This window comes from Gordonia sp. CPCC 205515 (genome assembly GCF_048537925.1).
Lineage (GTDB): Bacteria > Actinomycetota > Actinomycetes > Mycobacteriales > Mycobacteriaceae > Gordonia.
In genome coordinates this window covers 1-22,547 of record NZ_JBCLVJ010000021.1, presented here as the reverse complement: position 1 = coordinate 22,547, position 22,547 = coordinate 1, and the positions used below count along the sequence as shown (strand labels likewise).

24 protein-coding genes are annotated in these 22,547 nt (G+C 67.3%); 8 read left to right on the top strand and 16 right to left on the bottom strand.

Annotated elements, in window-relative coordinates; all coding sequences use genetic code 11:
• Positions 1–62: 62 nt before the first annotated feature.
• Positions 63–494 carry an MmcQ/YjbR family DNA-binding protein gene (locus AAFP30_RS26205; RefSeq protein WP_419232986.1) on the top strand — a complete coding sequence of 144 codons (432 nt, stop codon included), beginning with the start codon at positions 63–65 and terminating at the stop codon, positions 492–494.
• Between the two features lie 9 nt (positions 495–503).
• Here the strand turns inward: AAFP30_RS26205 and AAFP30_RS26200 are convergent, their stop codons facing one another.
• The 7 genes from AAFP30_RS26200 to AAFP30_RS26170 form a co-directional block, all read right to left on the bottom strand.
• The gene (locus tag AAFP30_RS26200) at positions 504–3,428 is read right to left on the bottom strand and encodes a DNA translocase FtsK 4TM domain-containing protein (RefSeq protein ID WP_419232985.1); all 2,925 of its coding nucleotides are present in this window, start codon (positions 3,426–3,428) and stop codon (positions 504–506) included.
• 110 nt (positions 3,429–3,538) lie between these two features.
• Complete coding sequence (locus tag AAFP30_RS26195) at positions 3,539–4,171, bottom strand: TIGR03085 family metal-binding protein (RefSeq protein WP_419232984.1); 633 nt, start codon at positions 4,169–4,171, stop codon at positions 3,539–3,541.
• Between the two features lie 32 nt (positions 4,172–4,203).
• Positions 4,204–6,141 (bottom strand): ribonuclease J, encoded by a 1,938-nt coding sequence (locus AAFP30_RS26190; RefSeq protein ID WP_419232983.1) that lies wholly within the window; start codon positions 6,139–6,141, stop codon positions 4,204–4,206.
• Positions 6,141–7,046, bottom strand: a complete 906-nt coding sequence (gene dapA, locus AAFP30_RS26185; protein ID WP_419232982.1) for a 4-hydroxy-tetrahydrodipicolinate synthase — start codon at positions 7,044–7,046, stop codon at positions 6,141–6,143. The genes AAFP30_RS26190 and dapA overlap by 1 nt, the downstream gene beginning before the upstream one ends.
• 74 nt (positions 7,047–7,120) lie before the next feature.
• Positions 7,121–7,873, bottom strand: a complete 753-nt coding sequence (gene thyX / locus AAFP30_RS26180; protein WP_419232981.1) for an FAD-dependent thymidylate synthase — start codon at positions 7,871–7,873, stop codon at positions 7,121–7,123.
• 102 nt (positions 7,874–7,975) lie between these two features.
• The gene (locus AAFP30_RS26175) at positions 7,976–8,764 is read right to left on the bottom strand and encodes a DUF427 domain-containing protein (protein ID WP_419232980.1); all 789 of its coding nucleotides are present in this window, start codon (positions 8,762–8,764) and stop codon (positions 7,976–7,978) included.
• A 49-nt stretch (positions 8,765–8,813) separates the two neighbouring features.
• Positions 8,814–9,758, bottom strand: coding sequence for an SMP-30/gluconolactonase/LRE family protein (locus AAFP30_RS26170; protein WP_419232979.1), 945 nt, complete (start codon positions 9,756–9,758; stop codon positions 8,814–8,816).
• A gap of 117 nt (positions 9,759–9,875) precedes the next feature.
• On the opposite strand from AAFP30_RS26170, the gene AAFP30_RS26165 reads away from it, so the two are divergent.
• Positions 9,876–10,709, top strand: coding sequence for a tyrosine-protein phosphatase (locus AAFP30_RS26165; protein ID WP_419232978.1), 834 nt, complete (start codon positions 9,876–9,878; stop codon positions 10,707–10,709).
• A 27-nt stretch (positions 10,710–10,736) separates the two neighbouring features.
• Here AAFP30_RS26165 and AAFP30_RS26160 read toward each other — a convergent pair whose 3' ends face one another.
• Both AAFP30_RS26160 and AAFP30_RS26155 read right to left on the bottom strand, forming a co-directional pair.
• A complete protein-coding gene (locus tag AAFP30_RS26160; RefSeq protein ID WP_419232977.1) occupies positions 10,737–11,501 on the bottom strand; it encodes an HAD-IIB family hydrolase in 765 nt (254 codons plus the stop codon).
• 83 nt (positions 11,502–11,584) lie between these two features.
• Positions 11,585–12,172, bottom strand: a complete 588-nt coding sequence (locus AAFP30_RS26155; protein WP_419232976.1) for a TetR/AcrR family transcriptional regulator — start codon at positions 12,170–12,172, stop codon at positions 11,585–11,587.
• An 86-nt stretch (positions 12,173–12,258) separates the two neighbouring features.
• Between AAFP30_RS26155 and AAFP30_RS26150 the strand changes: the two genes are divergently transcribed.
• Both AAFP30_RS26150 and AAFP30_RS26145 read left to right on the top strand, forming a co-directional pair.
• The gene (locus AAFP30_RS26150; protein ID WP_419232975.1) at positions 12,259–12,642 is read left to right on the top strand and encodes a DUF1304 domain-containing protein; all 384 of its coding nucleotides are present in this window, start codon (positions 12,259–12,261) and stop codon (positions 12,640–12,642) included.
• Positions 12,643–12,665: 23 nt separating this feature from the next.
• Entirely contained in the window at positions 12,666–13,685 is a 1,020-nt protein-coding gene (locus AAFP30_RS26145) for an NADP-dependent oxidoreductase (protein WP_419232974.1), read from the top strand.
• Here AAFP30_RS26145 and AAFP30_RS26140 read toward each other — a convergent pair.
• Genes AAFP30_RS26140 through AAFP30_RS26130 form a run of 3 tightly spaced genes read right to left on the bottom strand, consistent with a single transcriptional unit; the run spans position 13,675 to position 16,259 of the window.
• Positions 13,675–14,907, bottom strand: coding sequence for a winged helix-turn-helix domain-containing protein (locus AAFP30_RS26140; protein ID WP_419232973.1), 1,233 nt, complete (start codon positions 14,905–14,907; stop codon positions 13,675–13,677). The genes AAFP30_RS26145 and AAFP30_RS26140 overlap by 11 nt on opposite strands.
• A complete protein-coding gene (locus AAFP30_RS26135) occupies positions 14,904–15,416 on the bottom strand; it encodes a dihydrofolate reductase (RefSeq protein ID WP_419232972.1) in 513 nt (170 codons plus the stop codon). Before AAFP30_RS26135 ends, AAFP30_RS26140 begins: the two co-directional genes overlap by 4 nt.
• 9 nt (positions 15,417–15,425) lie before the next feature.
• A complete protein-coding gene (locus AAFP30_RS26130) occupies positions 15,426–16,259 on the bottom strand; it encodes a thymidylate synthase (RefSeq protein ID WP_419232971.1) in 834 nt (277 codons plus the stop codon).
• Positions 16,260–16,717: 458 nt separating this feature from the next.
• Between AAFP30_RS26130 and AAFP30_RS26125 the strand changes: the two genes are divergently transcribed.
• The 3 genes from AAFP30_RS26125 (at position 16,718) to AAFP30_RS26115 (ending at position 18,836) form a co-directional block, all read left to right on the top strand.
• A complete protein-coding gene (locus tag AAFP30_RS26125) occupies positions 16,718–17,077 on the top strand; it encodes a hypothetical protein (RefSeq protein WP_419232970.1) in 360 nt (119 codons plus the stop codon).
• A gap of 94 nt (positions 17,078–17,171) precedes the next feature.
• The gene (locus AAFP30_RS26120; RefSeq protein ID WP_419232969.1) at positions 17,172–17,405 is read left to right on the top strand and encodes a hypothetical protein; all 234 of its coding nucleotides are present in this window, start codon (positions 17,172–17,174) and stop codon (positions 17,403–17,405) included.
• A 72-nt stretch (positions 17,406–17,477) separates the two neighbouring features.
• Positions 17,478–18,836 (top strand): NAD(P)/FAD-dependent oxidoreductase, encoded by a 1,359-nt coding sequence (locus tag AAFP30_RS26115; protein WP_419232968.1) that lies wholly within the window; start codon positions 17,478–17,480, stop codon positions 18,834–18,836.
• A 25-nt stretch (positions 18,837–18,861) separates the two neighbouring features.
• On the opposite strand, the gene AAFP30_RS26110 is transcribed toward AAFP30_RS26115, so the two are convergent.
• The 4 genes from AAFP30_RS26110 to AAFP30_RS26095 all read right to left on the bottom strand — a co-directional run bounded on the left by AAFP30_RS26110 (position 18,862) and on the right by AAFP30_RS26095 (position 21,102).
• A complete protein-coding gene (locus AAFP30_RS26110; protein WP_419232967.1) occupies positions 18,862–19,314 on the bottom strand; it encodes a flavodoxin family protein in 453 nt (150 codons plus the stop codon).
• Complete coding sequence (locus AAFP30_RS26105; protein WP_419232966.1) at positions 19,311–19,793, bottom strand: hypothetical protein; 483 nt, start codon at positions 19,791–19,793, stop codon at positions 19,311–19,313. The genes AAFP30_RS26110 and AAFP30_RS26105 overlap by 4 nt, the downstream gene beginning before the upstream one ends.
• Before the next feature lie 3 nt (positions 19,794–19,796).
• Positions 19,797–20,549, bottom strand: a complete 753-nt coding sequence (dapB, locus tag AAFP30_RS26100; RefSeq protein ID WP_419232965.1) for a 4-hydroxy-tetrahydrodipicolinate reductase — start codon at positions 20,547–20,549, stop codon at positions 19,797–19,799.
• Between the two features lie 64 nt (positions 20,550–20,613).
• Complete coding sequence (locus AAFP30_RS26095; RefSeq protein ID WP_419233074.1) at positions 20,614–21,102, bottom strand: Lrp/AsnC family transcriptional regulator; 489 nt, start codon at positions 21,100–21,102, stop codon at positions 20,614–20,616.
• A gap of 160 nt (positions 21,103–21,262) precedes the next feature.
• Here AAFP30_RS26095 and ald point away from each other — a divergent pair, with 160 nt between their 5' ends.
• Complete coding sequence (gene ald / locus AAFP30_RS26090; RefSeq protein WP_419232964.1) at positions 21,263–22,369, top strand: alanine dehydrogenase; 1,107 nt, start codon at positions 21,263–21,265, stop codon at positions 22,367–22,369.
• The last annotated feature ends 178 nt before the right edge of the window (positions 22,370–22,547 follow it).

Genomic DNA, 22,547 nt, shown 5'->3' with positions numbered 1-22,547 from the left:
TGGGGATACTCCCCTCTTCGATCTTGTGACAGCCTAACCTATCGACGCCTACTCTGGCACCCATGACTCGGCGGACGAGATCAGACCGGCCCGCCACCGTCGCCGATATTCACGACCTTGCGCTGGCCATGCCGCATGTCACGATCTGGAACGACGACCGTTCCCGGCCGATCTACCAGGTCGGCGGGAAGTCGTTTGTGTTCTTCCGCACGCCGCGACCGGATGCCGTCGACCCGGACACCGGCGAACGCTACGACGACGTGGTGGTCTTCTGGGTGCCGTCGGCGGACGACAAACTTGCGCTCATCGGCGACGAGAACTCACCGTTCTTCACCACCGGCCACTTCGACGGCCACCTCTCCGTCCTGCTCCGCACCTCACGGGTCGGCGAGCTCTCGCATGCCGAGCTCGCCGAGGTGATCAGCGACGCGTGGCTGTCCCGCGCATCCGCCCGGCGCGCCCGCCTGTGGTTGGAAGAACACGGATTACAGTGAGCAGCAACGCTATTCGCTGCCACCCTCGTCCCCGCCACCGGTGATCGACGCGATCACCCCGGCCAGATCGTCGGGCTTGACCAGCACCTCACGCGCCTTGGATCCCTCCGAGGGTCCGACGACGCCACGCGTCTCCATCAGGTCCATCAGGCGGCCGGCCTTGGCGAATCCGACGCGCAGCTTGCGCTGCAGCATCGACGTCGACCCGAACTGGCTGGACACGACGAGCTCGATGGCCTGCAGCAGATCGTCGAGGTCGTTGCCGATGTCGCCGTCGATCTCCTTCTTGTCGCCGGCCTTCGCGGCGGTGACACCCTCGGTGTACTCGGGTTCGCCCTGCACTCGGGTGAAGTCGACGACCGCCTGGATCTCCTCGTCGGTGATGTAGGCGCCCTGCATGCGGATCGGTTTGCTCGCGCCCATCGGCAGGAACAAGCCGTCGCCCATGCCGATCAGCTTCTCCGCGCCGGGCTGATCGAGGATGACGCGCGAGTCGGTCAGCGACGACGTCGCGAACGCCAGCCGCGACGGCACGTTGGTCTTGATCAGACCGGTGACCACGTCGACCGACGGCCGCTGAGTGGCGAGCACCAGGTGGATCCCGGCGGCACGCGCCTTCTGCGTGATGCGCACGATCGCGTCCTCGACGTCGCGGGGCGCGGTCATCATGAGGTCGGCGAGCTCGTCGACGATGGCGAGGATGTACGGGTACGGCGTGTAGACCCGTTCGCTGCCCAGGGGGGTGGTGATCTCGCCCGAGCGCACCTTGCTGTTGAAGTCGTCGATGTGCCGCACCCGGGACGCCTTCATGTCCTGGTAGCGCTGTTCCATCTCCTCGACCAGCCACGCCAACGCCGCGGCCGCCTTCTTCGGCTGCGTGATGATCGGGGTGATCAGGTGCGGGATGCCCTCGTACGGTGTCAGTTCCACCATCTTGGGGTCGATGAGGATCATCCGGACCTCGTCGGGGGTCGCGCGGGTCAGCAACGACACCAGCATCGAGTTGACGAAGCTCGACTTACCCGAGCCGGTCGAACCGGCCACCAGCAGGTGCGGCATCTTGGCCAGGTTGGCGCTGACGAACTCGCCCTCGATGTCTTTACCGAGGCCGATGACCAGCGGATGGGTGTCCTTGCGGGTCTTCGGTGCGTTGAGCACGTCGGCCAGCCGGACCATCTCGCGATCGCTGTTGGGGACCTCGATACCGACCGCCGACTTGCCGGGGATCGGCGCGAGCAGGCGCACGTTGTCGGTGGCCACCGCGTAGGCGATGTTGCGCTGCAGCGCGGTGATCTTCTCGACCTTGACGCCGGGACCGAGTTCGACCTCATAGCGGGTGACGGTCGGGCCGCGGGTGTAGCCGGTGACCGCCGCATCGATCTTGAACTGCTCGAGGACCTCCCCGATCCGCTCGATCATCTCGTCATTGGATCGTCCACCCTGCTTGGGCGGTTCGCCGTCGACCAACAGCGACGACGGCGGCAACTGGTAGTCACCCTCGGCGCTCGGTGTGGCCGGGAACGGCATCGGCGGTGCCGCGGCGACGTCGACCGTCTCGGCGGGTGCGGCGGGTTCGGGAGCGGATCGCTTCGGCGTCTTGCGCGCGCGGGCGGGCGTCGGCGCGGCCTCGGGTTCGGGCTCGCCCAGCGGTTCGGTGACCTCGTCGTCGAAGGACACGGTGTCCGCGGCGGCGAAGTCAGCGGCGTCGACATCGGGATCGACCGGCCGGCGCGACCGACGGGATCGCCGTGCGGGCGGAGCGTCGGGCGGGTAGTTGTCGAACGGGTCGGGCGAGTACCCGCTGCGGTCGGCGATGACCTCGGTCACCTGCTCGTCGTCGAGCGGCTCGGCATCGTCGTACTCGTCGTCGTAGTAATCGTCCTCGTCGTCCCACGGTGCAGCGTTGTCGTCGGATCGACGCGACCCGACACCGAGTCCGAGGTACCCCGACACCAGATCGGCCACCTCGCGCACCGTCTTGCCGCTGATGATCAGGACACCAAACGCGATGCACAGCAACAGAATCGGCACGGAGATCCATGCGGAGACGCCGGCGGTGAGCGGCGTTCCGACGGCGAAGCCGACGAAGCCTGCGGCGTGCGAGCGGCCGGGAAAGTCGATCGGTGCGCCGGCCACGAGGTGGATGAGACCGAGGATCGGCAGCACCACCAGCAGGCCCGCACCGAGGTAGCGGCCGCGATGTTCCGGATTCGGTGGGCGGCGCATCAGCATGATCGCCCACGCCAGCAGGGCGAGCGGCACGATCACCGCAATCGATCCGACGATCGCGCGGACCAACGCGTCGATGAACGCACCGGCCGGTCCGCCGGCGCCGAACCAGACGCTCGCGGCGACGAGTAGGGCGATCGCGAGCAGCGCCAGCGCGGTGCCGTCGCGGCGGTGGGTGTGCCCAGACAGGTCACGCCCAGACACGTCACGGGTGCCCGACCGCGCGCGAGGCCGGACGTCGGGTTCGTCGTCCTCGCCGAGTGGGTCGTCGAGCAGCGGTCCGTCGATGTCGAAGCCGTCGTCGAGTGGTTCGTCGTCGCGGAATCTCTCGGGCCGGGGGTGTCCCCCGCCGGCGCGGGCGAGGCTGCCGACGCCGCGCGCCATCAGCCCCCAGCCGGCGCCGAGTCCGCGTCCGACCGCAGAGGCACCGGAGGCGGCCACCGATTTGCGGTGGATGTCGGCCGAGGCGTCTTGGGTGCGGGTGCCCCGTGTGTTGGTGGCACCCGATTTGCGTGTTGCGCCCGATTTCCGGGTCGACGAGCTGGTGCGGGTACCCGAGGTCGAGCGCGACGCCGACGACGCGCGCTTGCTGGTACTGGTGCTGTTGGCCCCCCGGCTACTCGACTTCGTCTTTCCGGCGGTCGCGCGCGCGGGAGTCTGCCGGGCAGATGTCTTCCGCGCACCCGTGGTCGATTTCGAAGCCATGCCCGACAGCCTAGTCGGCTCCCGTCACATCAGAAACAGGGGCAACAGGGGTAACGCGGTTGTGTAGCGAATTCGTAACCCTTCGACAAGCTCAGGGATCGGGGGAAACGTCAGAATCCCCGCTTCGCCGATGCGACCGCGGCCACCGCGTCGTCGGCCCCGGTGTAGGTGACGCTGATCGGCGCCCGTCCGAACGCGAAGAGGACCAGCTCACCAGGTGTGCCGACGACGGTGACCGGCGCACCCTTGCCGCCCGAGGCGACAACCTGGCCGTCGGCGGTTTCCAAAGTGGTCGCCGCCGGTGCCTGGCGCAGCGCCATCTTGCCCATCGTCTTGGCCGGTGTCAGCAGTGCCTGCTGCATGTCGTCCGGCAGCGTGCGCGGGGTCCAGTCGGAGTCCGGGGCGGCCGCGCCCCGCAGCACATCCTCGTGGTGCACGAACATCTCCGCGAGGTTCGCGAACCGATCGACGAACTTGAACGGCGACCAGATCGGTGGACCGGAGGCGAGTTGATCGAGCAACGAGCTCCACGGCTGGTCGGCCGCGTCGGCCCGCACCTTCTCGGTGTGACCGGCGAACTGCTTGATCATGATGCCGGGACCGGTGTCGGGGCGGCGTTCCCGAACCACGAGGTGGGCCACCAGATCTTTGGTGGTCCAGCCGTCGCACAGCGTGGGTGCGTCGGGACCGACATCCCGCAGCGTGGCGACGAGGGCGGCGCGTTCATCTTGGGCGAGTGTCACCACTCACACAGTAGCGCCGTCCTCCGACGACGTCAGGATTCGACGGCAAGCACCGTCGGCACGATCATCGGGCGGCGACGGTAGGTGTCGGCGACCCACTTGCCGACCGCCCGGCGAATGGTCTGCGCGATCCGGTGAATGTCGGTGACACCCTCGGCGGCGAGGCCGTCGAGCGCCTTGGCGACGATGTCGGCCGCCGCCTTGAGGGCGTCGGGGTCGTCGGAGAAGCCGCGCCCGGAGATCTCCGGGGTGCTGATGGCGCGCCCGGTTTCCGGGTCCACCGCGACGGTGATGGCGATGAATCCGCCCTCACCGAGCACCAGTCGTTCCGAGAGTGTCGACTCGCCGACGTCGCCGACCGACAGTCCGTCGACGTAGACGTAACCGACCGGTACTCGACCGACGATCTCGGCGCGACCGTCGACCAGGTCGACCACCACGCCGTCCTCGGCCAGCACCACCCGCTCCTCGGGCACGCCGGTTGCCACCGCCAACTTGGCGTTGGCCCGCAGATGCCGCCATTCGCCGTGCACCGGCATGACGTTGGTGGGCCGGACCGCGTTGTAGAGGTAGAGCAACTCCCCCGCCGACGCGTGCCCGGAGACGTGCACCTTGGCGCTCTGCTGGGTGATGACCGTCGCACCGCGCCGCGCGAGTCCGTTGACCACCGCGAACACCGAGTTCTCGTTGCCCGGGATGAGTGAGGATGCGAGGACGACGAGGTCGTCGGCGCGGATGTTGATCTGCCGGTGTTCGCCGCGCGCCATCCGCGACAGCGCCGAGAGCGGTTCGCCCTGTGAGCCGGTCGAGATGAGGACAAGGCGGTTGTCGGGCAGGGTGGCCGCGGTGTCCAGGTCGACCTCGACGCCCGCCGGAATCGTCAGGTAGCCGAGGTCCTGCGCGATCTGCATGTTGCGCACCATCGACCGTCCGACGAACGTGACACGCCGGTTGTGTGCGTGCGCGACGTCGACGATCTGCTGGATGCGGTGCACGTGGCTGGCGAACGATGCGACGATCACCCGCTGCTTCGCGCGGCCGATCACCTGGTCGAGGACGGAGCCGATCTCGCGTTCGGGTGTGACGAAGCCGGGCACCTCGGCGTTGGTGGAGTCGACGAGGAACAGGTCCACGCCGTCGTCGCCGAGCCGGCTGAAACCGGCGAGGTCGGTGAGCCGCCCGTCGAGCGGAAGCTGGTCGAGCTTGATGTCACCGGTGTGCAGCGCCACCCCAGCACCTGTGCGGATGGCCACCGCGATCGCATCCGGGATCGAGTGGTTGACCGCGAAGTACTCGCAGTCGAACGGGCCGTGCTGGGTGCGCTCCCCTTCGGTGACCTGAATCAGCTTGGGCCGCAACCGATGTTCACGACACTTGGCGTCGACGAGGGCAAGGGTGAACTTGGAGCCGACGACGGGGATGTCGCTGCGCAGCCGCAGCAGGAACGGCAGCGCCCCGATGTGGTCCTCATGACCGTGGGTGAGGACGATCGCGTCGATGTCATCCATACGGTCTTCGATATAGGTGAAGTCCGGCAGGATCAGGTCGACGCCCGGCTGTGCGTCCTCGGGGAAGAGGACACCGCAGTCGACGATGAGGAGTCGCTTGTTGTACTCGAAAACCGTCATGTTGCGGCCGATTTCGCCGATGCCGCCGAGCGCGACGATGCGCAGTCCGTTGCGTGGCGCCTTGCGCGGGGTGCCGAGTCGGTCGACGGCGGGGGTCACCGACGCCCCTGCGCCGCGAGTGTCCCGCTTGTTGTCCCGACGGTCGCGGTTGCCGCCACCGCGCCGCTCGTGTTTGCCGCTACCCGAACGGTTTTGGCCATCGGACTGCTTGCTCCGCGCCTCCGGCTCCGGGGCGGCGTGCCGTGGTTCGGTTTCGGCCGGCCGACCGGTGTCCGCCGATGGCGGCTCCGGCGGACCCGCCTTGCGGCTCGCGGTACGGCGCCGACGTCCCGGTCCCGTCATCAGGAAAGCACCCCTGCCGCACGGAGATCCGCGATCAGTGCCTCGATCTGCGGTCCGTCCGCCGGCACCTGCGGAAGCCGGGGATCGCCGACGTCGAGTCCGAGGATGCGCAGCGACGCCTTGACCATGGTGACGCCACCGAGTCGGCCCATCGCGTTGACCAGCGGCAGCATCGAGAGGTTCAGCTCGCGGGCTGTCTTGAGGTCACCCTTTTCGACCGCAATCTGCATGTCTCGCAGGCGATCTGCGACGAGGTGTCCGATCACGCTGACGAAGCCGGTGGCGCCGACCGCCAACCACGGCAGGTTGAGTGCGTCTTCACCGGAGAGGTACTCGAGATTTGTCGATGCGATGATGCCGGCCGCCGAATGCAGATCGCCCTTGGCGTCCTTGACGCCCTTGATGTTCGGGTGCTCGGCGAGCGCCAGCATCGTCTCGTTGGCGATGGGCACCACCGAGCGCGGCGGAATGTCGTAGAGCAGCACCGGCAGGTCGGTGGCGTCGGCCACCGCCCGGAAATGCCCGAGCAGCCCGGCCTGCGGCGGCTTCGAGTAATACGGCGTGACCACGAGCAGTCCGTGCGCCCCGACCTTTTCGGACTCGATGGCGAATCGGACACTCTCCGCGGTGTCGTAGCTGCCCGCGCCTTGGGTGATGCGCGCGCGGTCGCCGACGGCGTCCAGGACGACGCGCAGCAGGTCGAGTTTCTCGGTCACGGTGGTCGTCGGCGACTCGCCGGTGGTGCCGGAGACGACGAGCCCGTCGCAGCCCTTGGCGACGAGGTGTTCGGCCAGTTCGGCGGCCTTATCCAGATCGATCGAACCGTCGGGCTTGAACGGGGTCACCATGGCCACGCCGATGGTCCCGAAAGGATGCGTGTGGAGCTGGTCCGCGCCTGCGTTCATGGTGCTCAAGGCTACCGCCTGCGGAGCGTGTCGACGTACGTGGGCGCGGATGACGCGCCGGGTCGGCGCCTCCGTCAGCCTTCGAGGACAAACGGCGACGTCGCGACCTCGGTGCCGTCGGCCAGGGTGCCGATCTCGAAGTCGCCGAACACCGTCGGCGCGACCCGCATCAGCTGCCGCAGACACTCCACCGCGAGCTGCCGGATCTCCACGTCGGCGTGCTCGGTGGCCCGCATCCCGACGAAGTGCCGCCAGGCCCGATAGTTGCCGGTGACGACAATCTTGGTCTCGGTCGCATTCGGCAGCACCGACCGCGCGGCCTGCCGGGCCTGCTTACGCCGCAGGATGGCGTTGGGGACGTCGGCGAACTTCGCCTCCAGGGCGTCGAGCAACTCGGTGTAGGCCTTGCGGCTGGCGTCGGTGGCCTCGGTGAACAGCGCCTCGAGTTCCGGGTCGCCGAGGATGGCCGGCGGCGGGACGACGTTGGAGTCGTGTTCGGGGACGAACCGCTGCGAGAGCTGCGAGTAGGAGAAGTGCCGGTGCCGGATCAGCTCGTGGGTGCAGGAGCGGGAGATGCCGGTGATGTAGAAGGTGACCGACGCGTGTTCGAGCAACGACAGGTGCCCGACCTCGAGGATGTGCCGCAGGTAGCCGGCGTTGGTCGCGGTCCGCGGATTCGGCTTGTCCCAGCTCTGATAGCAGGCGCGACCGGCGAACTCGACGAGCGCTTCCCCACCGTCGGCGTCAGTGCTCCAGTCGATGTCGGGTGGCGGCGTGAACTCGGTGGCGGCCACCATCTGCACCCTCAGCGGCACCATCTCGGACACGTTTCTCCTCCTCCGCGCAGCGTTCACCACCGCCGGTCGTTGCGACGTGGTCGGGGTCGATTGTCCATGAGCGACCCGATCCGCTCCGCAGCGCCCTGTGGGTCACCGCCCGCGAGCGTCGTGCACCGTCAGGTCGACCCGATCGTCGTAGAAGCAGATCAGGTCGCGCACCGGCAAGCCGTCCTGCAGGGGGTCGAGATAGGTCCAGGCCACGTCGGCGACGAGTTCCCCGTCGACGAGTGCCGACCAGTAGGTCGCATGTCCTTTGTACGCACAGGCGGTCCGGGTCTCGCTCGGCACCAATCGATCCATCCGCACATCGTCGCGGGGGAAGTAGTGCCGCGGCGGCAGGTAGGTCTCGAGGAGCAGGGTGGGCCGGTGGGATTCGGCGAGGACGGTGTCACCGATCCGGACGACGACGTGGCGCGACGTCGCCAGGCAGTCGATCCGCTTGAACGGATCGTGCGGATGGGACACGGCCAGATCCTCTTCGTCCCACCATTCGTCGAATGCCGCCCAGTCCAACGCGACGTATCCGGCGAGGTCGGGGTCGTCGGGGACGAATGCCGCCGCGGTCAGGGTCTGACCGGATACCGGGATGTCCCAGGAGGTGCCCGAGGCGGTGTGGAGTCCGAAGGGGTGGTCCGGGGTGAGGATCGGCGGGTGCTCGGCCGCCTTGGACACCGCTGTCGAGTTTTCGAGCGCCGGATCGATGTCGGCGACCGGCACCGCGTAGCAGCCAACGACCCGATACGGCTCCCACACCTGCACGACGTCGATCGAGTCGACGATGGTCCGGTTGCCGACCTTGGCCCGGACCCGCCGTCGCATCGGGCACCATCGGAGTTCCGCGAGGCGCGACATCGTGAACCGGTCCATATCCACGGCCATGACGCGAATTCTGCGCTCTTTCCGGCGACGTTGCCAGAGCCGCCGACGATCAGTTACGCGGAATCGCCCCGGGGATCTCGACGACGCGGCCCGCGTGCGTGGTGGCGTAGACGTTGCGCGCCGAGAACCCGGACCCGTCGGCACCGACCGTGATCCCAGCCGGGACCAGCAGCTCGGTCGCAAGGACGCACGCCGTGCGGTTGCGGTCGATCCGCCACACCTGCCCGCCGAGGTAGGTCGGCAGGTAGAGACGGCCGGCCCGATCGATGTCGAGGTCGTCGAAGAACACCCACCCCAGCCCGGCCGGTGGCCGGAAGTAAGTATGTCCGACGGCGGTTCGGGTGTCGATCGCGATGATCCGCGTATCACCCAGGGAGACGTTGGCGTACAACGTTTTTCCGTCCGGCGATACCGCCAGGCCGTTGGCCGGGGTGGCCCCGTACCAGCCGTGGTCGACGTGTCCGTCGGGACGAATCCGGTCGATCCCCGATGCCGCAGCACTGGACACGTACACGGTGCCGTCGGGTCCGCGGGCGACGCCGTTGGCGCCGGACAGGCCGGAGGCGCGCACGGTGGTGCGCCCGGTTGCGGGATCGACCGCGACGAGCCGGGCGGGCGTGGCGCCCACCGGGAGGGTGGATCCGGTGACGCCCGATCCGACGAGCACCCGGCCGTTCGGCTCGGGCGCGAGTCCGCCGGGCGAGTCCACGGGCGACAGTAGACGTGGACGCGCACCGGAGCGGTCGATCACGTCGAGACGGTTGCCGATCCAGTCGCTGAGCAGCAGCCGCCCCCGTCGGTCGAAGGTGGCGGCTTCGAAGACGCTGCCCGGCTGATCGGCCAGCACGCGCGGCGCGCCGACGCCGGCGCACGCCGGGAGCGCATCGCCGGGCGCTGCCTGCGCCGAACCCACCCCGATGGTGATTGATCCGCTGACCAGCGCGGTCAGGGCCAGTGCGGCAGCTATCACGCGTGGTTTGACGACGTTCCTCATGAGATCCCCCATCTCGGCTATGTCATTCGCGGTCAATGGTTGCAGAGTCCTGGCATCGCGGTGAACATTTCCGCCGGGCCGATTCGATGCCGATCCGTGTGGGCTAGCGTCAGTCAGATGACCATCCAAAATTCAGCCCTCCGCCGACGCCTTGCGGGTGCTCTCGCCGCGGCCGCCATCGTGACGACCCCGGCCGTGGTCGCGCCCGCGGTCGCCGCCGCCGCCCCGGCTCCCGCTCCCGCCCCGGCGCCGACCGCGACCCGCCAGCTCATCGACCTGCAGGGCACCGACAACACCCGCACCTTCTCCGCGTACCGGACCACCGACGGAAAGTCGATCCGTAACAACGTGGTTCGCAGCGACAACCTGTCCCGCATCACCCCCACCGACCAGCAGACGCTGAAGAAGCTGAAGGTGACCTCGATCGTCGACCTGCGGACCTCGCTGGAAAGTTCACTCCAGCCCGACAAGCCGGTCCCTGGTGCGACGCTGCACCACTTCGACGTGCTCGGCGCGACGCCGCCGACGACGCTGATCGATCTGCAGTCGGCCTACCGCGCGTTCATCACCGACCCGCAGGCCCGCCAGGCGTTCCGCAACACGCTGCTGAACATCAAGAACACCACCGCCGCCGGCAACACCGCCCTTTTCCACTGCACTGCGGGCAAGGACCGCACCGGCTGGACCGCGGCCACCCTGCTGACCATCCTCGGTGTCGATCGCAAGACGGTGAACGCCGATTATCTGGCCAGCAATGTCTATCGGCATGCGAGCCCGAACGATCCGCTCAACGGAGTGAACATCTCGCTGCTCAACGCGTCGTTCGACACCGCCAACCAGAAGTACGGCAGCTTCGACAACTACGTGCACAAGGGCTTGGGCCTGACCGACGCCGACATCGCGAGCCTGAAGAAGTCGCTGCTCACCGACAGCGGCAACGGCCTGCGCTGAGCACTTCCCTTCCGGGTGAGTCTCGGGTCAGCCGTCGAGGAGGGCGGACAGCTTCGCGCAGGTGTCCTCCCACCCCTCGACGGCGACCGACTCGACGCCGAGGTCCTTGACCGGGCGGTCATTGCCGCCCTCGTCGAGCCGGTCACCGAAGAACAGGATGTCGTCGATGCCGAGACTGAGGATGTCCATCAGCTTCTTGGTGCCGTAGGCCTTGTCGATGCCCTTCTTGGTGACGTCGACCGACGTCGACCCGCCACTGCGCACCTCGAGGTCCGGGAGTTCGTCCGCGGCGTAAGCGCGCAAGCGCTCCTTCTTCGCACCGTCCGGATCCCACGCGGCCTTGGCGTCGACCGGCGCGGTCTGCCCCAACGCACTGAAGGTGATCTGGCTGCCACGGTCCTCGAGAATCTGCCCCCACGGCTTCGCCTCCCACAGCCCGAGCTCCTTGGCCCCGGCCTCGAGGGTCGCCAGCGTGCGCCGCTTCTCGTCGTCGCTCAGGTACTCCGCGTAGACGGTCTCCCACACGCTGCCCGACCACCGCACGTATTGCGTGCCGCACGTCGGCATCAGGTGCAGGTTGGCCTCGCCGTCGAACACGCCCAGTCGGGCGATGACCTGCTTCTCGAACTGCGTGAAGTTGCCGCCCGAGATGACGCAGCCCTTCGTCGACGACAGCAGCCGCTGCAGGACGTCGACCATCGCGTCGGGCAGCGGGCTCTTCGACGGCGCCAGCGTGTCGTCGAGGTCGAACATCACCAGCTGGTAGTCCCGGCCGTGGTACGAAACCGTCATCGAAGTCCCTTTACGTTCGCGAATGTCCGCTCGATCAAATGTCCGCTTGATCAAATGTCGTCGTGACCCTATCGCAGCGGTGCTCAGCCGAGCTGTTTGTCGAGCGTGGCTGCGGTCACATCGAGGAGTCGCGTCGCCTCGGCCGGGTTGATCCGCGCGAGCGTCTGCGCGGCGACCAGCGCTCCGGTGATGATGGTCGCGCGATCGGCGGCGGTCGCCGCATCGGCGTCCGGGTATCGGGCCGCCACGCCGGCACTGACCGCGGCGAGTAGTTCGGCGTGATAGGCGGCGATGACCTCGCGGACCGCGGCGTCGTCGCCGAGGGTGGTGCCGGTGGTCGCGACGAGCAGACAGCCGGTCGGGTCGCCGCTGTCGGATAGGCGCTCGATGGCGGCGGCCATCCTGCGGAGGTGTTTCTGTAGTGCATCCGGCGCCACCTCGGGTGCACGCAATGGCTCGAGTTGTGGCCGCACGACGGTGGTCAGGTACTCCTGCGCGACCGCGTCGAACAGACCGCGCATGCTGCCGAAAGCGTGGTAGACGCTCGACCGCGACAAGCCGGTCGCCCGTTCCACGTCACTTACCGATACCGCATCGAAACCCTTTTGCCAGAACAGGTTTCGAGCGGCACCAACGACCTCGGCGGTGTCGTACGCCTGTGTTCTGCCCATCACGTTTCCTTTCCACACACTTGCTCCGGCGGCCAGTCTACCCCTATTGTGTAACGGTCAGTTCAAAAAGGAACCGGAGCGCACCCATGACAGTTCTAGCCGCAGTGCTCGCCTGCATTGCCGCCGCGATCCACGTCTACATCTTCGCGCTCGAAGCACTGTGGTGGACCACCCCGCGTGGCCGTGCCGTCTTCGGCACCACCGAGGCCGAGGCCGCGGCGACCCGCCAGTTGGCCTTCAACCAGGGGTTCTACAACCTCTTCCTCGCGGCGATGGCCGCGATCGGCGCCGTGACACTGCTGCTCGGTCACACCGCGGTCGGCACCACGCTGATCGTGGCCGGATGCGGCTCGATGGCGCTGGCGGCCGTCGTGCTGGTAGCCGCCGATCGCACCAAGGGTCGACCCGCGTTGATCCAAGCGGCCGCACCCGTCCTGGCACTGGCCGCCCTGTCCCTGACCGCCCTCTGATTCCTCGATCGAAAGGTATTACCATGTCGCACAACAGCACCCAGATCCAGCTCGTCAACCGCCCGGTCGGCTGGCCCACCGACGCGGATTTCCGCACCGTCACCGTCGACTACGACGACCTGCCGCCGGGCCAGGTACGGGTGGCCAACGAGTTCATCTCCGTCGACCCGTATATGCGTGGCCGGATGATCGACACCCGCAGCTACATTCCGCCCTTCGGCCTTGACGAGACGATGACCGGCGGCGCGGTCGGCCGGGTCGTCGAATCGACCGTCGACGACCTGCCGGTCGGCGCTTTGGTGTCGCATCAGTACGGCTGGCGCGATGTGGTGCAGGAGGACGCAGCCGGGTTCCGCAAGCTTCCCGAACCGCCGCAGGGCTTTTCGTCATCGGTGTATCTGGGCATGCTCGGTATGACCGGACTCACCGCCTACGTCGGTCTGCTCACCGTCGCCGGCATGCAGCCCGGCGACACCGTGTTCATCTCCGGTGCAGCGGGCGCGGTCGGTACCGCCGCCGGCCAGATCGCCCGCCTCAAGGGCGCCAAGCGCGTCGTCGGGTCGGCGGGTTCGGCAGAGAAGGTTGCGCTGCTGACCGAGCGCTACGGCTACGACGCGGCGTTCAATTACAAGGACGAACCGTCGGTGCGTAAGCAGCTGCGGGCGGCCGCCCCGGACGGCATCGACGTCTACTTCGACAACGTCGGCGGCGATCACCTCGAGGCGGCGCTGGATTCGTTCAACGACGGCGGCCGAGCGGCGCTGTGCGGTGCGATCGCCCAGTACAACAGCACCGAGCGCACCCCCGGACCGGCGAACATGGCCAACATCATCACCCGCGGCCTGACGCTACGCGGCTTCACCGTCGGCCACCACTTCGATCAGCTGCCCGAGTTCACCGCCGAAATGGCGCAGTGGATCGCCAAGGGCGATGTGGTACATGACGAGACCGTTGTCGACGGCATCGACAACGCCGTCGACGCGTTCCTGGGTCTGATGCGCGGGCAGAACACCGGAAAGATGGTGGTGCGCGTCAACCAGTGACGCGTACGGCCGCCTCGAGCGTTACTGCCAGATCACCGCGCTCCGCGACGGCCACACCGTCGAGCCCCAGCCAGCCGGCCATCGCCCGCAGGTCGGCCGCCAGCCGGTCGGCCACGCGATGTGCGTCGCGGCCGGGTTCGAGGTGTGCGGCAAGCACGTGCAGGACGCCGGCCTTGCGGTCGGCCTTGAGGTCGACACGCGCCGCGATGTCGTCGCCGAGCAGGTACGGCAGCACGTAATAGCCGTGCACGCGTTTGTGTTCGGGCACGTAGATCTCGATGCGGTAGTGGAAGTCGAAGAGCCGTTCGGCCCGCGGGCGGAAGAACACGAGCGGGTCGAACGGCGACAGGATCGCCGACCGGTCGATGCGACGCGGGATCTTGGCCGAGGTGTGCAGGTAGGCCGGATCCTTCCACCCGGCCACCGCGACCGGCGTGAGTTCACCGGCCTCGACGAGATCGTCGACGGCCGGCCGCATGTCGGCGGTCTTGCAGCGGTAGTAGTCGGCGATGTCGGCGACTGTCCCGACACCGAGCGCCGATGCGGCCCGTGCGGCGAGTTCCCGATGGGCAGCGGCCTTGTCGATGCGCATCGCGGCCCGGTCTGCGCCGACGACGCGGTCGGTCAGGTCGTAGTGTCGCACGAAGTTACCGTTGCGAGTCGCCGACAAGTCACCGGCCGCGAACATCGCCTCGCACACATGCTTGACCTCGCCTCGCTGCCACCAACTTCCGACGGTTCCCGGTTCGCGTTCGATCCCGAGGTGCGCTTCGATCTGCCTCGGTGTGCTCGCGCCGTGCTCGACGATGACGTGCTGGACGTCGGTGGCGAGCGATCGGTTGCGGCGCATGACCTCTCGCGTGTACCGATACCGTCCACCACGGAATTCGTCTCGGCGCCAACCGAACAGCGGCCAGTCATCGATCGGGATGAGCGCGGCCTCGTGCGCCCAGTATTCGACGAGGAGCCGATCTCCCCGCCGTGGGCGCCACGCCGCACGGTCGAGGAGTTCCGGATCGTAGGGGCCGAGTCGACTGAACAGCGGCATGTAGTGCGCGCGGGCGGCGATGTTGACCGAGTCCATCTGCAGCAGTCGGGTGCGCCCGACCACCCGACGCAGATGTGTGAGCGTGGGCGTCCCGGTCGGCACTCGGTCGGTGAATCCCTGCGCGCCCAGGGCGATTCGCCGGGCCTGTGCGGCCGACAAGTCTGATCGGCTCATCCGCGCACGAGCGCATGCCTGACGTAGTCGACGAAGCGATATCTGACCCCCGACGACGAGGTGAGCCACTCCCCCGACTCGGCGGCATCCCAGGCATACGGGTCGACCTCCGGCGCGAACGCGTCCGCACCCTCGACGAGCATGTCGATCTCGGTGATCCGCAGGTGGGTGGCCGATTCCATTGCCGCACTGTAGATCTGCCCACCACCCATGATCACCACGGTGTCGCCGGCGAGGTCGAGCGCCTCGGCCAGCCCGCCGACGATCTCGGCACCCTCCGCGACGAAGCCCGACGATCGGGTGATGACCACATTGCGCCGACCCGGCAGCGGACGAAACTTGGGCGGCAATGACTCCCATGTCTTACGACCCATGATCACCGCATGCCCGGTGGTCAGCTCGCGAAAGCGCGCCATGTCCTCGGGTACCCGCCACGGGATGGTGTTGTCGCGGCCGATCGCGCCCGCCCGATCCTGGGCCCACACCACGATGACTGTTCGGTTGCTCATCGGACCCACCTAGACCGCCACCGGCGCTTTGATGCCCGGATGGGACTCGTAGCCGACCACCGCGATGTCGTCGAACTCGTAGTCGAAGATCGAATCCCGGTGCCGCAGTTCCAGCTTCGGGTACGGATATGGTTGACGCGACAACTGGCGCTGCACCTGCTCGACGTGATTGTCGTAGATGTGGCAGTCGCCGCCGGTCCACACGAACTCGCCGACGTCCAGCCCCGCCTGCTGCGCCATCATGTGCGTCAACAACGCGTACGACGCGATGTTGAACGGCACTCCGAGGAACAGGTCGGCGCTGCGCTGATAGAGCTGGCAGGACAGCTTGCCGTCGGCGACATAGAACTGGAAGAACGCGTGGCACGGTGGCAGCGCCATCTGTGGGATCTCCCCCACGTTCCACGCCGACACGATGTTGCGCCGCGAGTCCGGGTTGGTCTTGAGCATCTCCAACGCCGCGGAGATCTGGTCGATGTGGTCGCCCGACGGTGTCGGCCAGCTGCGCCACTGGACGCCGTAGACCGGTCCGAGCTCACCCTGCTCGTCGGCCCACTCATCCCAGATGCTGACACCGCGTTCCTGCAGCCAGCGCACATTGGAGTCGCCGCGCAGGAACCACAGCAGTTCGTACACGATCGACTTCAGATGCACCTTTTTTGTGGTGACCAGTGGGAACCCCGCGGACAGGTCGTATCGGAGTTGATGTCCGAACAGGCTCCGTGTACCGGTCCCGGTGCGGTCCGCCTTGGGCGTGCCGGTCTCGAGCACCAGACGCAGCAGGTCCTCGTATGGGGTCGGGATGGTCGCGGTCGAGGTAATGTCGTGGGTGGCCGAACTCACGGGGACCAGTGTAGTAGGCCGGTCAGCGGCACCATCAGCTGATTCCTCACATCCCGGCTCAGTGGTGATCGACGCCGCATCTATCTGACCCGGCGCGTTGCGCCTACGTCCACGCTGATGCCGAGTGACCGGCAGCCGCAGATCTTCATTCCCACCAGCTCTGGCGGCTGGCGATACCCTTGTCCCGCTTTGATCTCCGGCTGAAAGTATATGCGCAGTAACATAATTCGATATCATCGATGGCGAACGAAACCCATTCCGACCGCCTCGTAATCGCTTTCGCGAACTTCTCTGCACCACTGCACCCACGACAGCCAAATGTGTTGCCGGACACCGCTTCGAAGCGGCTGTGACGTACCCCGGATCTCAGACATCTCTCATCCCCGGCGCGTAGCGTGAAGGCACGGTCAATGGTGTCCGCATTCTGAACAAATCGCACGAAGGAAAGCTGTAACCCCATGAACGACACTGCACTCGCGACCGCTCTCATCACCGAGATCGCCTACGCAAGCCAAACCGCCCCGGCACGGGCGTCCGAGCTGGTTCACCTGGCGCACTTCGCCCAGCTGCCCACGCCGGCCATCAGCGCCGCCATCGACGGCCACCGCACCCACGCCCTCGACGAACTACGCATGGACGCCTACCGCGTCATCGCCGTCGAGGACAGCAAGTCGACGCGCTACTACGAGGTCCGCGCCACCGACGACCACCGCCGCATCGTGGGCTTTTACGACGCCGATATCGCTCGGGACGCCGCTCGCGTCCTGAATTCGGGAATCCCCGAGGTTGCCGTGTCGGTCGGCGACACCCTGCGCTGAGCGACTCGCCCTATCGGCGACACGCCGCCGATAAACCCGACCCCCGATGACGCAGGTGCGACGATGTGTGGCGTACGTCACGCAAGGAGTGAGCATGCAGACACATCCCGTCCGCTTCAATGACCAGCGCATCGACGTCCCCATCGCCGACGCGAACGACAAGCAGGCAGCGCGGCAGGCCATTTGGCGCGAGGTGTGGACCCACCGACTCCGCGGCAAGCACGGCGCCCACTCCGGTCTCGTCGAGGAACTGCAGGTCGTGCGCACCGCGACCGGGCCCCACGCGATCGGCGTCATCTCCTACGGCTACGACGAGGTCATCGGCTGATTCGGGCAAAGGACGGGTTCCGACCCGCTAGAGTCGGGACAACCGTAGCGCCGACACACTTCGGGGAGTGTGATGTCAGCCGAGATCGAGACCTTTGACGCCGTCATCGTCGGCACCCGCTGCGCGGGTAACGCCGCGGCGATCGCGCTCGCCGAACGCGGGCTGCGTGTGCTCGGCCTCGACGCCGCGACCTTTCCGTCCGATACTCTCTCCACCCACCTGCTCTGGCCGGCCACCATGGCCGAAATCCACGCGATCGGCGCGTTGAGCAGGGTCGAAGCCGTCGGCGCCCCGCGACTTCCGATCGCGCAGGCCGACCTCGAAGGTATCGGCTTCCAGATCGGGTACTCGCCGTATGACGGCTTCAACTATGCGATGTGTGTCCGGCGCACGGCACTCGACGACGCCTTCGTCGCCACCTCCCGCGCCGCCGGCGCCGACATCCGTGAAGGCTGCCGCGCCACCGAGGTGATCCATCACCGCGGGCGCGTCGCCGGCATCCGCTACACCGAGAAGTCCGGTGCGCTCCGAGAAGCCCACGCCCCCTTGATCATCGGCGCCGATGGACGTAAGAGCGTCATCGCCGCGCAGGTCGGCGCCACCACCCCGTACCGGTCTGCCCCGAGCGGCCGCGCCTGCTTCTTCGCCTATTGGAGCGATCCGCACCCCGAACGTCGGCACATCGCCGCCCAGTGGCGCGTCGGCGGCCTGCTTGGCACCGCGTTTCCCTGTGACCGGGGCGATGTCCTCTCCCTGTTACAGCCGCCGGTGGCACTGGCCCCAGAGTTCAAGGGCCGCAAGGCGAAAGACGCCTATCTGCGGGGCATCGCGGCCCTCCCCGGCTTGGCCGAGCGACTCGATGGCGCCGAACTCAAGTCCACGGTCCGCGCCTGCACCGATATCGAATCCTATTTCCGGACCTCGGCGGGACCCGGGTGGGCATTGGCCGGCGACGCCGGACATTTCAAGGATCCCGTGACCGCACAGGGCATTCGGGATGCACTGCGCTACGGGCGACTACTCGGCGAGGCGGTGGCCCCTATTCTCGGCGCCACCGGTCCCACCGACCTGGCCGCACTCGACGCAGCGACCCGCACGTGGGCGCACCAGCGCGAGGTCGACTGCCTGGAGATCTATCAGTGGACCAATCTCCTTGCGGCCGGGCAGCCGCCGACCCCCATCGAATACGAGCTCTATCGCCGGGCAGCCGCCGATCCCACGTACGCGAACATCTTCACCGACGTGTTCTCCCGCACCCGCCGACCCGCGGACATGACGCGCCTCGGGCCCGTCCTGGGGATGACCGCGCGGGCGCTGAAACGACCGGACAACTCGCACCGCGCGGTCCTCGCCGACCTGGCCGGCCAGGGTCGTCAGGCAACGTCGAATTGGGTTGAACGACAACGAGTTGCCCGCTCTCCGGGCCGGTGAACGAGAAAGAGATTCTGGGATCTGATCAGGCCATCAGCCCAGCGGCCACGGTCGCGCCCAACTCCCAGCATTTCTCGAGGTCGTCCTTGCCGGGCTTGCCCGACACCACCACATACTCGGCGGATTTGGTCCACCCCAGCCCGGTGGTGATCGCATCCACGGCCCGCTCGGCACCTTCGGTGCCCTCGTTGCCGTGCAGGTAGAGGCCGAACGGTCGGCCCTTGGTGGAGTCGAGGCACGGGTAGTAAATCTGATCGAACGCGTGCTTGAGCGCGCCCGAGATGTAGCCGAGATTGGCCGGCGACCCCAGCAGGTAGCCATCCGCGTCCAACACATCCGACGCGGTCACCGACAGCGCCGCCTTACGGACGACCTCGACGCCCTCGATCTCCGAATCGGTCGCCCCGGAGATGACCGCCTCGAACATCGCCTGGCAGAACGGCGACGGCGTGTGGTGAATGATCAGCAGGGTGCTCATGCTTCCTGCCCGTTGTATTGCGCCACTGCACGTTTCATCATCTGCCGGGCGCGGCTGCGGTCGCCGGCGTAGTCGTAGGCGCGAGCGATCCGATAGGTGTTGTGCCAGTCGTTCGGATCGGCTTCCCACTCCTGCTTGACCTGGGCGAACAGGTCGTCGGCGGCGTCGCGTTCGATGCGTCCCGAGGCGCGCCGAGGCAACGACGTCACGTCGAGCTCCCGGCCTTCCTCGACCATGATCCGGGCGAGCTTCTGGTGTTCGATGCCCGCCCGCAGGGTCGCGTAGATCAGCCACGCCCCGATGAACGGCAGGATGATGACGCCGATGCCGATACCGATACCGGCGACCGTCCCGGTGGAGATGAGCGAGATACCCCGCCATCCGAGGATGGCGAAGTAGACGATCATGGCGACGACGAGAAACCCGATCACCCAGACGATCGGGCGCGCGTCGCGGTTGTTGTGATCCTTCTTCGCCATGCCCTACAGATCCATCAGTTCTTCCAGGCCGACGGTCAGTCCGGCGCGCTTACCGATCTCGCGGACTCCGAGCAGCACGCCGGGAGCGAACGAGGTCCGGTCGAGCGAATCGTGACGGATCGTCAGGGTCTCCCCCTCGGTGCCGAGCAGCACCTCCTGATGCGCGACGAGCCCGGCGAGCCGGACGGAGTGCACATGTACGCCGTCGACCACCGCGCCACGGGCACCCTCGAGTTCCTCGGTGGTCGCGTCGGGACTCGGTCCGACGCCGGCCTCGGCGCGCGCCTCCCCGATCAGCTTGGCCGTCCGGTACGCCGTGCCCGACGGAGCGTCGGCCTTGTGCGGGTGATGCAGTTCGATGACCTCGACGGAGTCATAGAACCGCGCGGCCTGGGCGGCGAACCGCATCGAGAGGACCGCGCCGATCGCGAAGTTGGGCGCGATCAGTACGCCCACGCCCGGATTGTCGGCGAGCCACTCCCGCACCTGAGCCAACCGCTCCTCGGTGAAGCCGGTGGTGCCGACGACGGCATGAATCCCGTTGTGAATCAGGAACTTCAAGTTGTCCATCACCACACTGGGGTGGGTGAAATCCACCACAACAGCGGTATCGGCGGAGACGAAGTTCTCCAGCGTGTCGCCTTTGTCGACGCCGACGCTGAAGGTCAGATCGTCGGCCGAGTCGACCGCGGCGACGATCGCTTGACCGACCTTGCCATTGCTGCCGAGTACGCCCACCCGGATTTCACCTGACATCGTTCCTCGAGTCCCTTCGTCGTACCGCGTCTGTCCGACCACCGAGTCTATTGGGCTGCGACGATCAGAAGATCGGCGCACCGCCGCGCCGATGCTCGAACACCAGCGAGGTGGTGGTGCCGGCCACCTCGGGTCGGGCGTTGAGGATTTCGACGAACTGCCGGAGTGCCTCGGTGTCGGCGGTGGCGACGTGCAGCAGGTAGTCGTCGGTGCCGGCCAGGAAGAAGACGTCGATCACCGCATCGTGCCGTTCGATCTCTCCGACGAACTGCCGGATCTGACCGCGAGCGTCGGCCTGCAGGCTCACCGCCACCATCGCCCGCAACGGCCGACCGACCGCGGCCGGGTCCACGTCGGCGAAGTAGCCGCGGATCACGCCCAGATCGCCGAGGCGGCGGATCCGTCCGTGGCAGGTCGAGGCGGCAATTCCGGCGCGGGCGGCCAGCTCACTGTTGGGCATGCGGGCATCGGTCTGCAGGAGACGCAGGAGTGTGCGGTCGGTCTCATCGAGCAGCGGATCGGCAGCTCGAACATCCTTCGGCTGCGGGGCCATCATGATCGCATCATTCGAATTATCGTCATCACGAGCGCCATCTTAGAGAATTATCGACACAGATATTGTGCTCTTTTCGATGTTCCTTCACTCTTGAGTTATCGCAGTGTTGCGGATCACCTCGCAGTCCACATTCCCGAATACTTCAGGAGCACCCGTCATGCTTATCGGCATCCCCACCGAGATCAAGAACCACGAGTACCGCGTCGCCATCACTCCGGCCGGCGTCGCTGAGCTGCACAATCGCGGCCACGAGGTTGTCATCCAGGCTGGCGCGGGTGAGGGTTCGTCCTTCCACGACATCGACTACAAGGAAGCCGGCGCACAGATCCTGTCCACCGCCGAGCAGGTCTGGGAGCAGGCCGACCTGATCCTCAAGGTCAAGGAGCCCATCGCGTCCGAGTACTCGCTGATGCGCGAAGGCCAGACCCTGTTCACCTACCTGCACCTGGCGGCCAGCCGCCCCTGCACCGAGGCCCTCCTCGAGTCGAAGACCACCTCGATCGCCTACGAAACCGTGCGCGCCGCCGACGGCTCGCTGCCCCTGCTCGCCCCGATGAGCGAGGTCGCCGGACGTCTCGCACCCCAGGTCGGTGCGTACCACCTGATGAAGTCCGAGGGCGGCCGCGGTGTCCTCATGGGCGGTGTCCCCGGCACCGAGCCGGCCAACGTCGTCGTGATCGGCGGCGGCGTCAGCGGCGTCAACGCAACGACGATCGCGATGGGCATGGGCGCTCAGGTCACCGTGTTCGACCTCGATATCACGAAGCTCCGCGCCATCGACGCACGCTTCGGCGGCCGCGTCCACACCCGCTACAGCACCTCGCTCGCGCTGGCCGAAGCCGTCCGCGAGGCCGACCTGGTCATCGGCGCAGTCCTGGTGCCGGGCGCCAAAGCCCCGGTCCTGGTCTCCAATGACCTTGTCTCGCAGATGAAGCCGGGCGCCGTGCTGGTCGACATCGCGATCGACCAGGGTGGTTGCTTCGAGGACTCGCGGGCCACCACCCACGACGACCCGACCTTCACCGTGCACGACACCGTCTTCTACTGCGTCGCGAACATGCCGGGCACTGTGGCACGCACCTCGACGATGGCACTGACCGGCGCCACCCTCCCCTACGTGCTCCGTCTCGCCGACCAGGGCTGGGAGCAGGCCTGCCGCGCCGACGCCACCCTGGCCGCCGGCTTGTCGACCCACGACGGTCAGCTCTTCACCCCGGAAGTTGGTGCCGCACTGGATATCCCGGTCGCACCGCTGCCGTTCTGATCGACATCTGAACCTTTCTGCCACCGCCGGGTGTGCGCATGACGTCTCTGCGCACGCCCGGCGGAAATTTCTGTGTGGTCACCGGATGACCGACACGGCAAGCGTCCTCCGGGTGTCGCCCGCCGGGACCCCCTCGCGTCCCGCGAGGGAGCCCACTGGCCGCGATCACTGTGGGGGT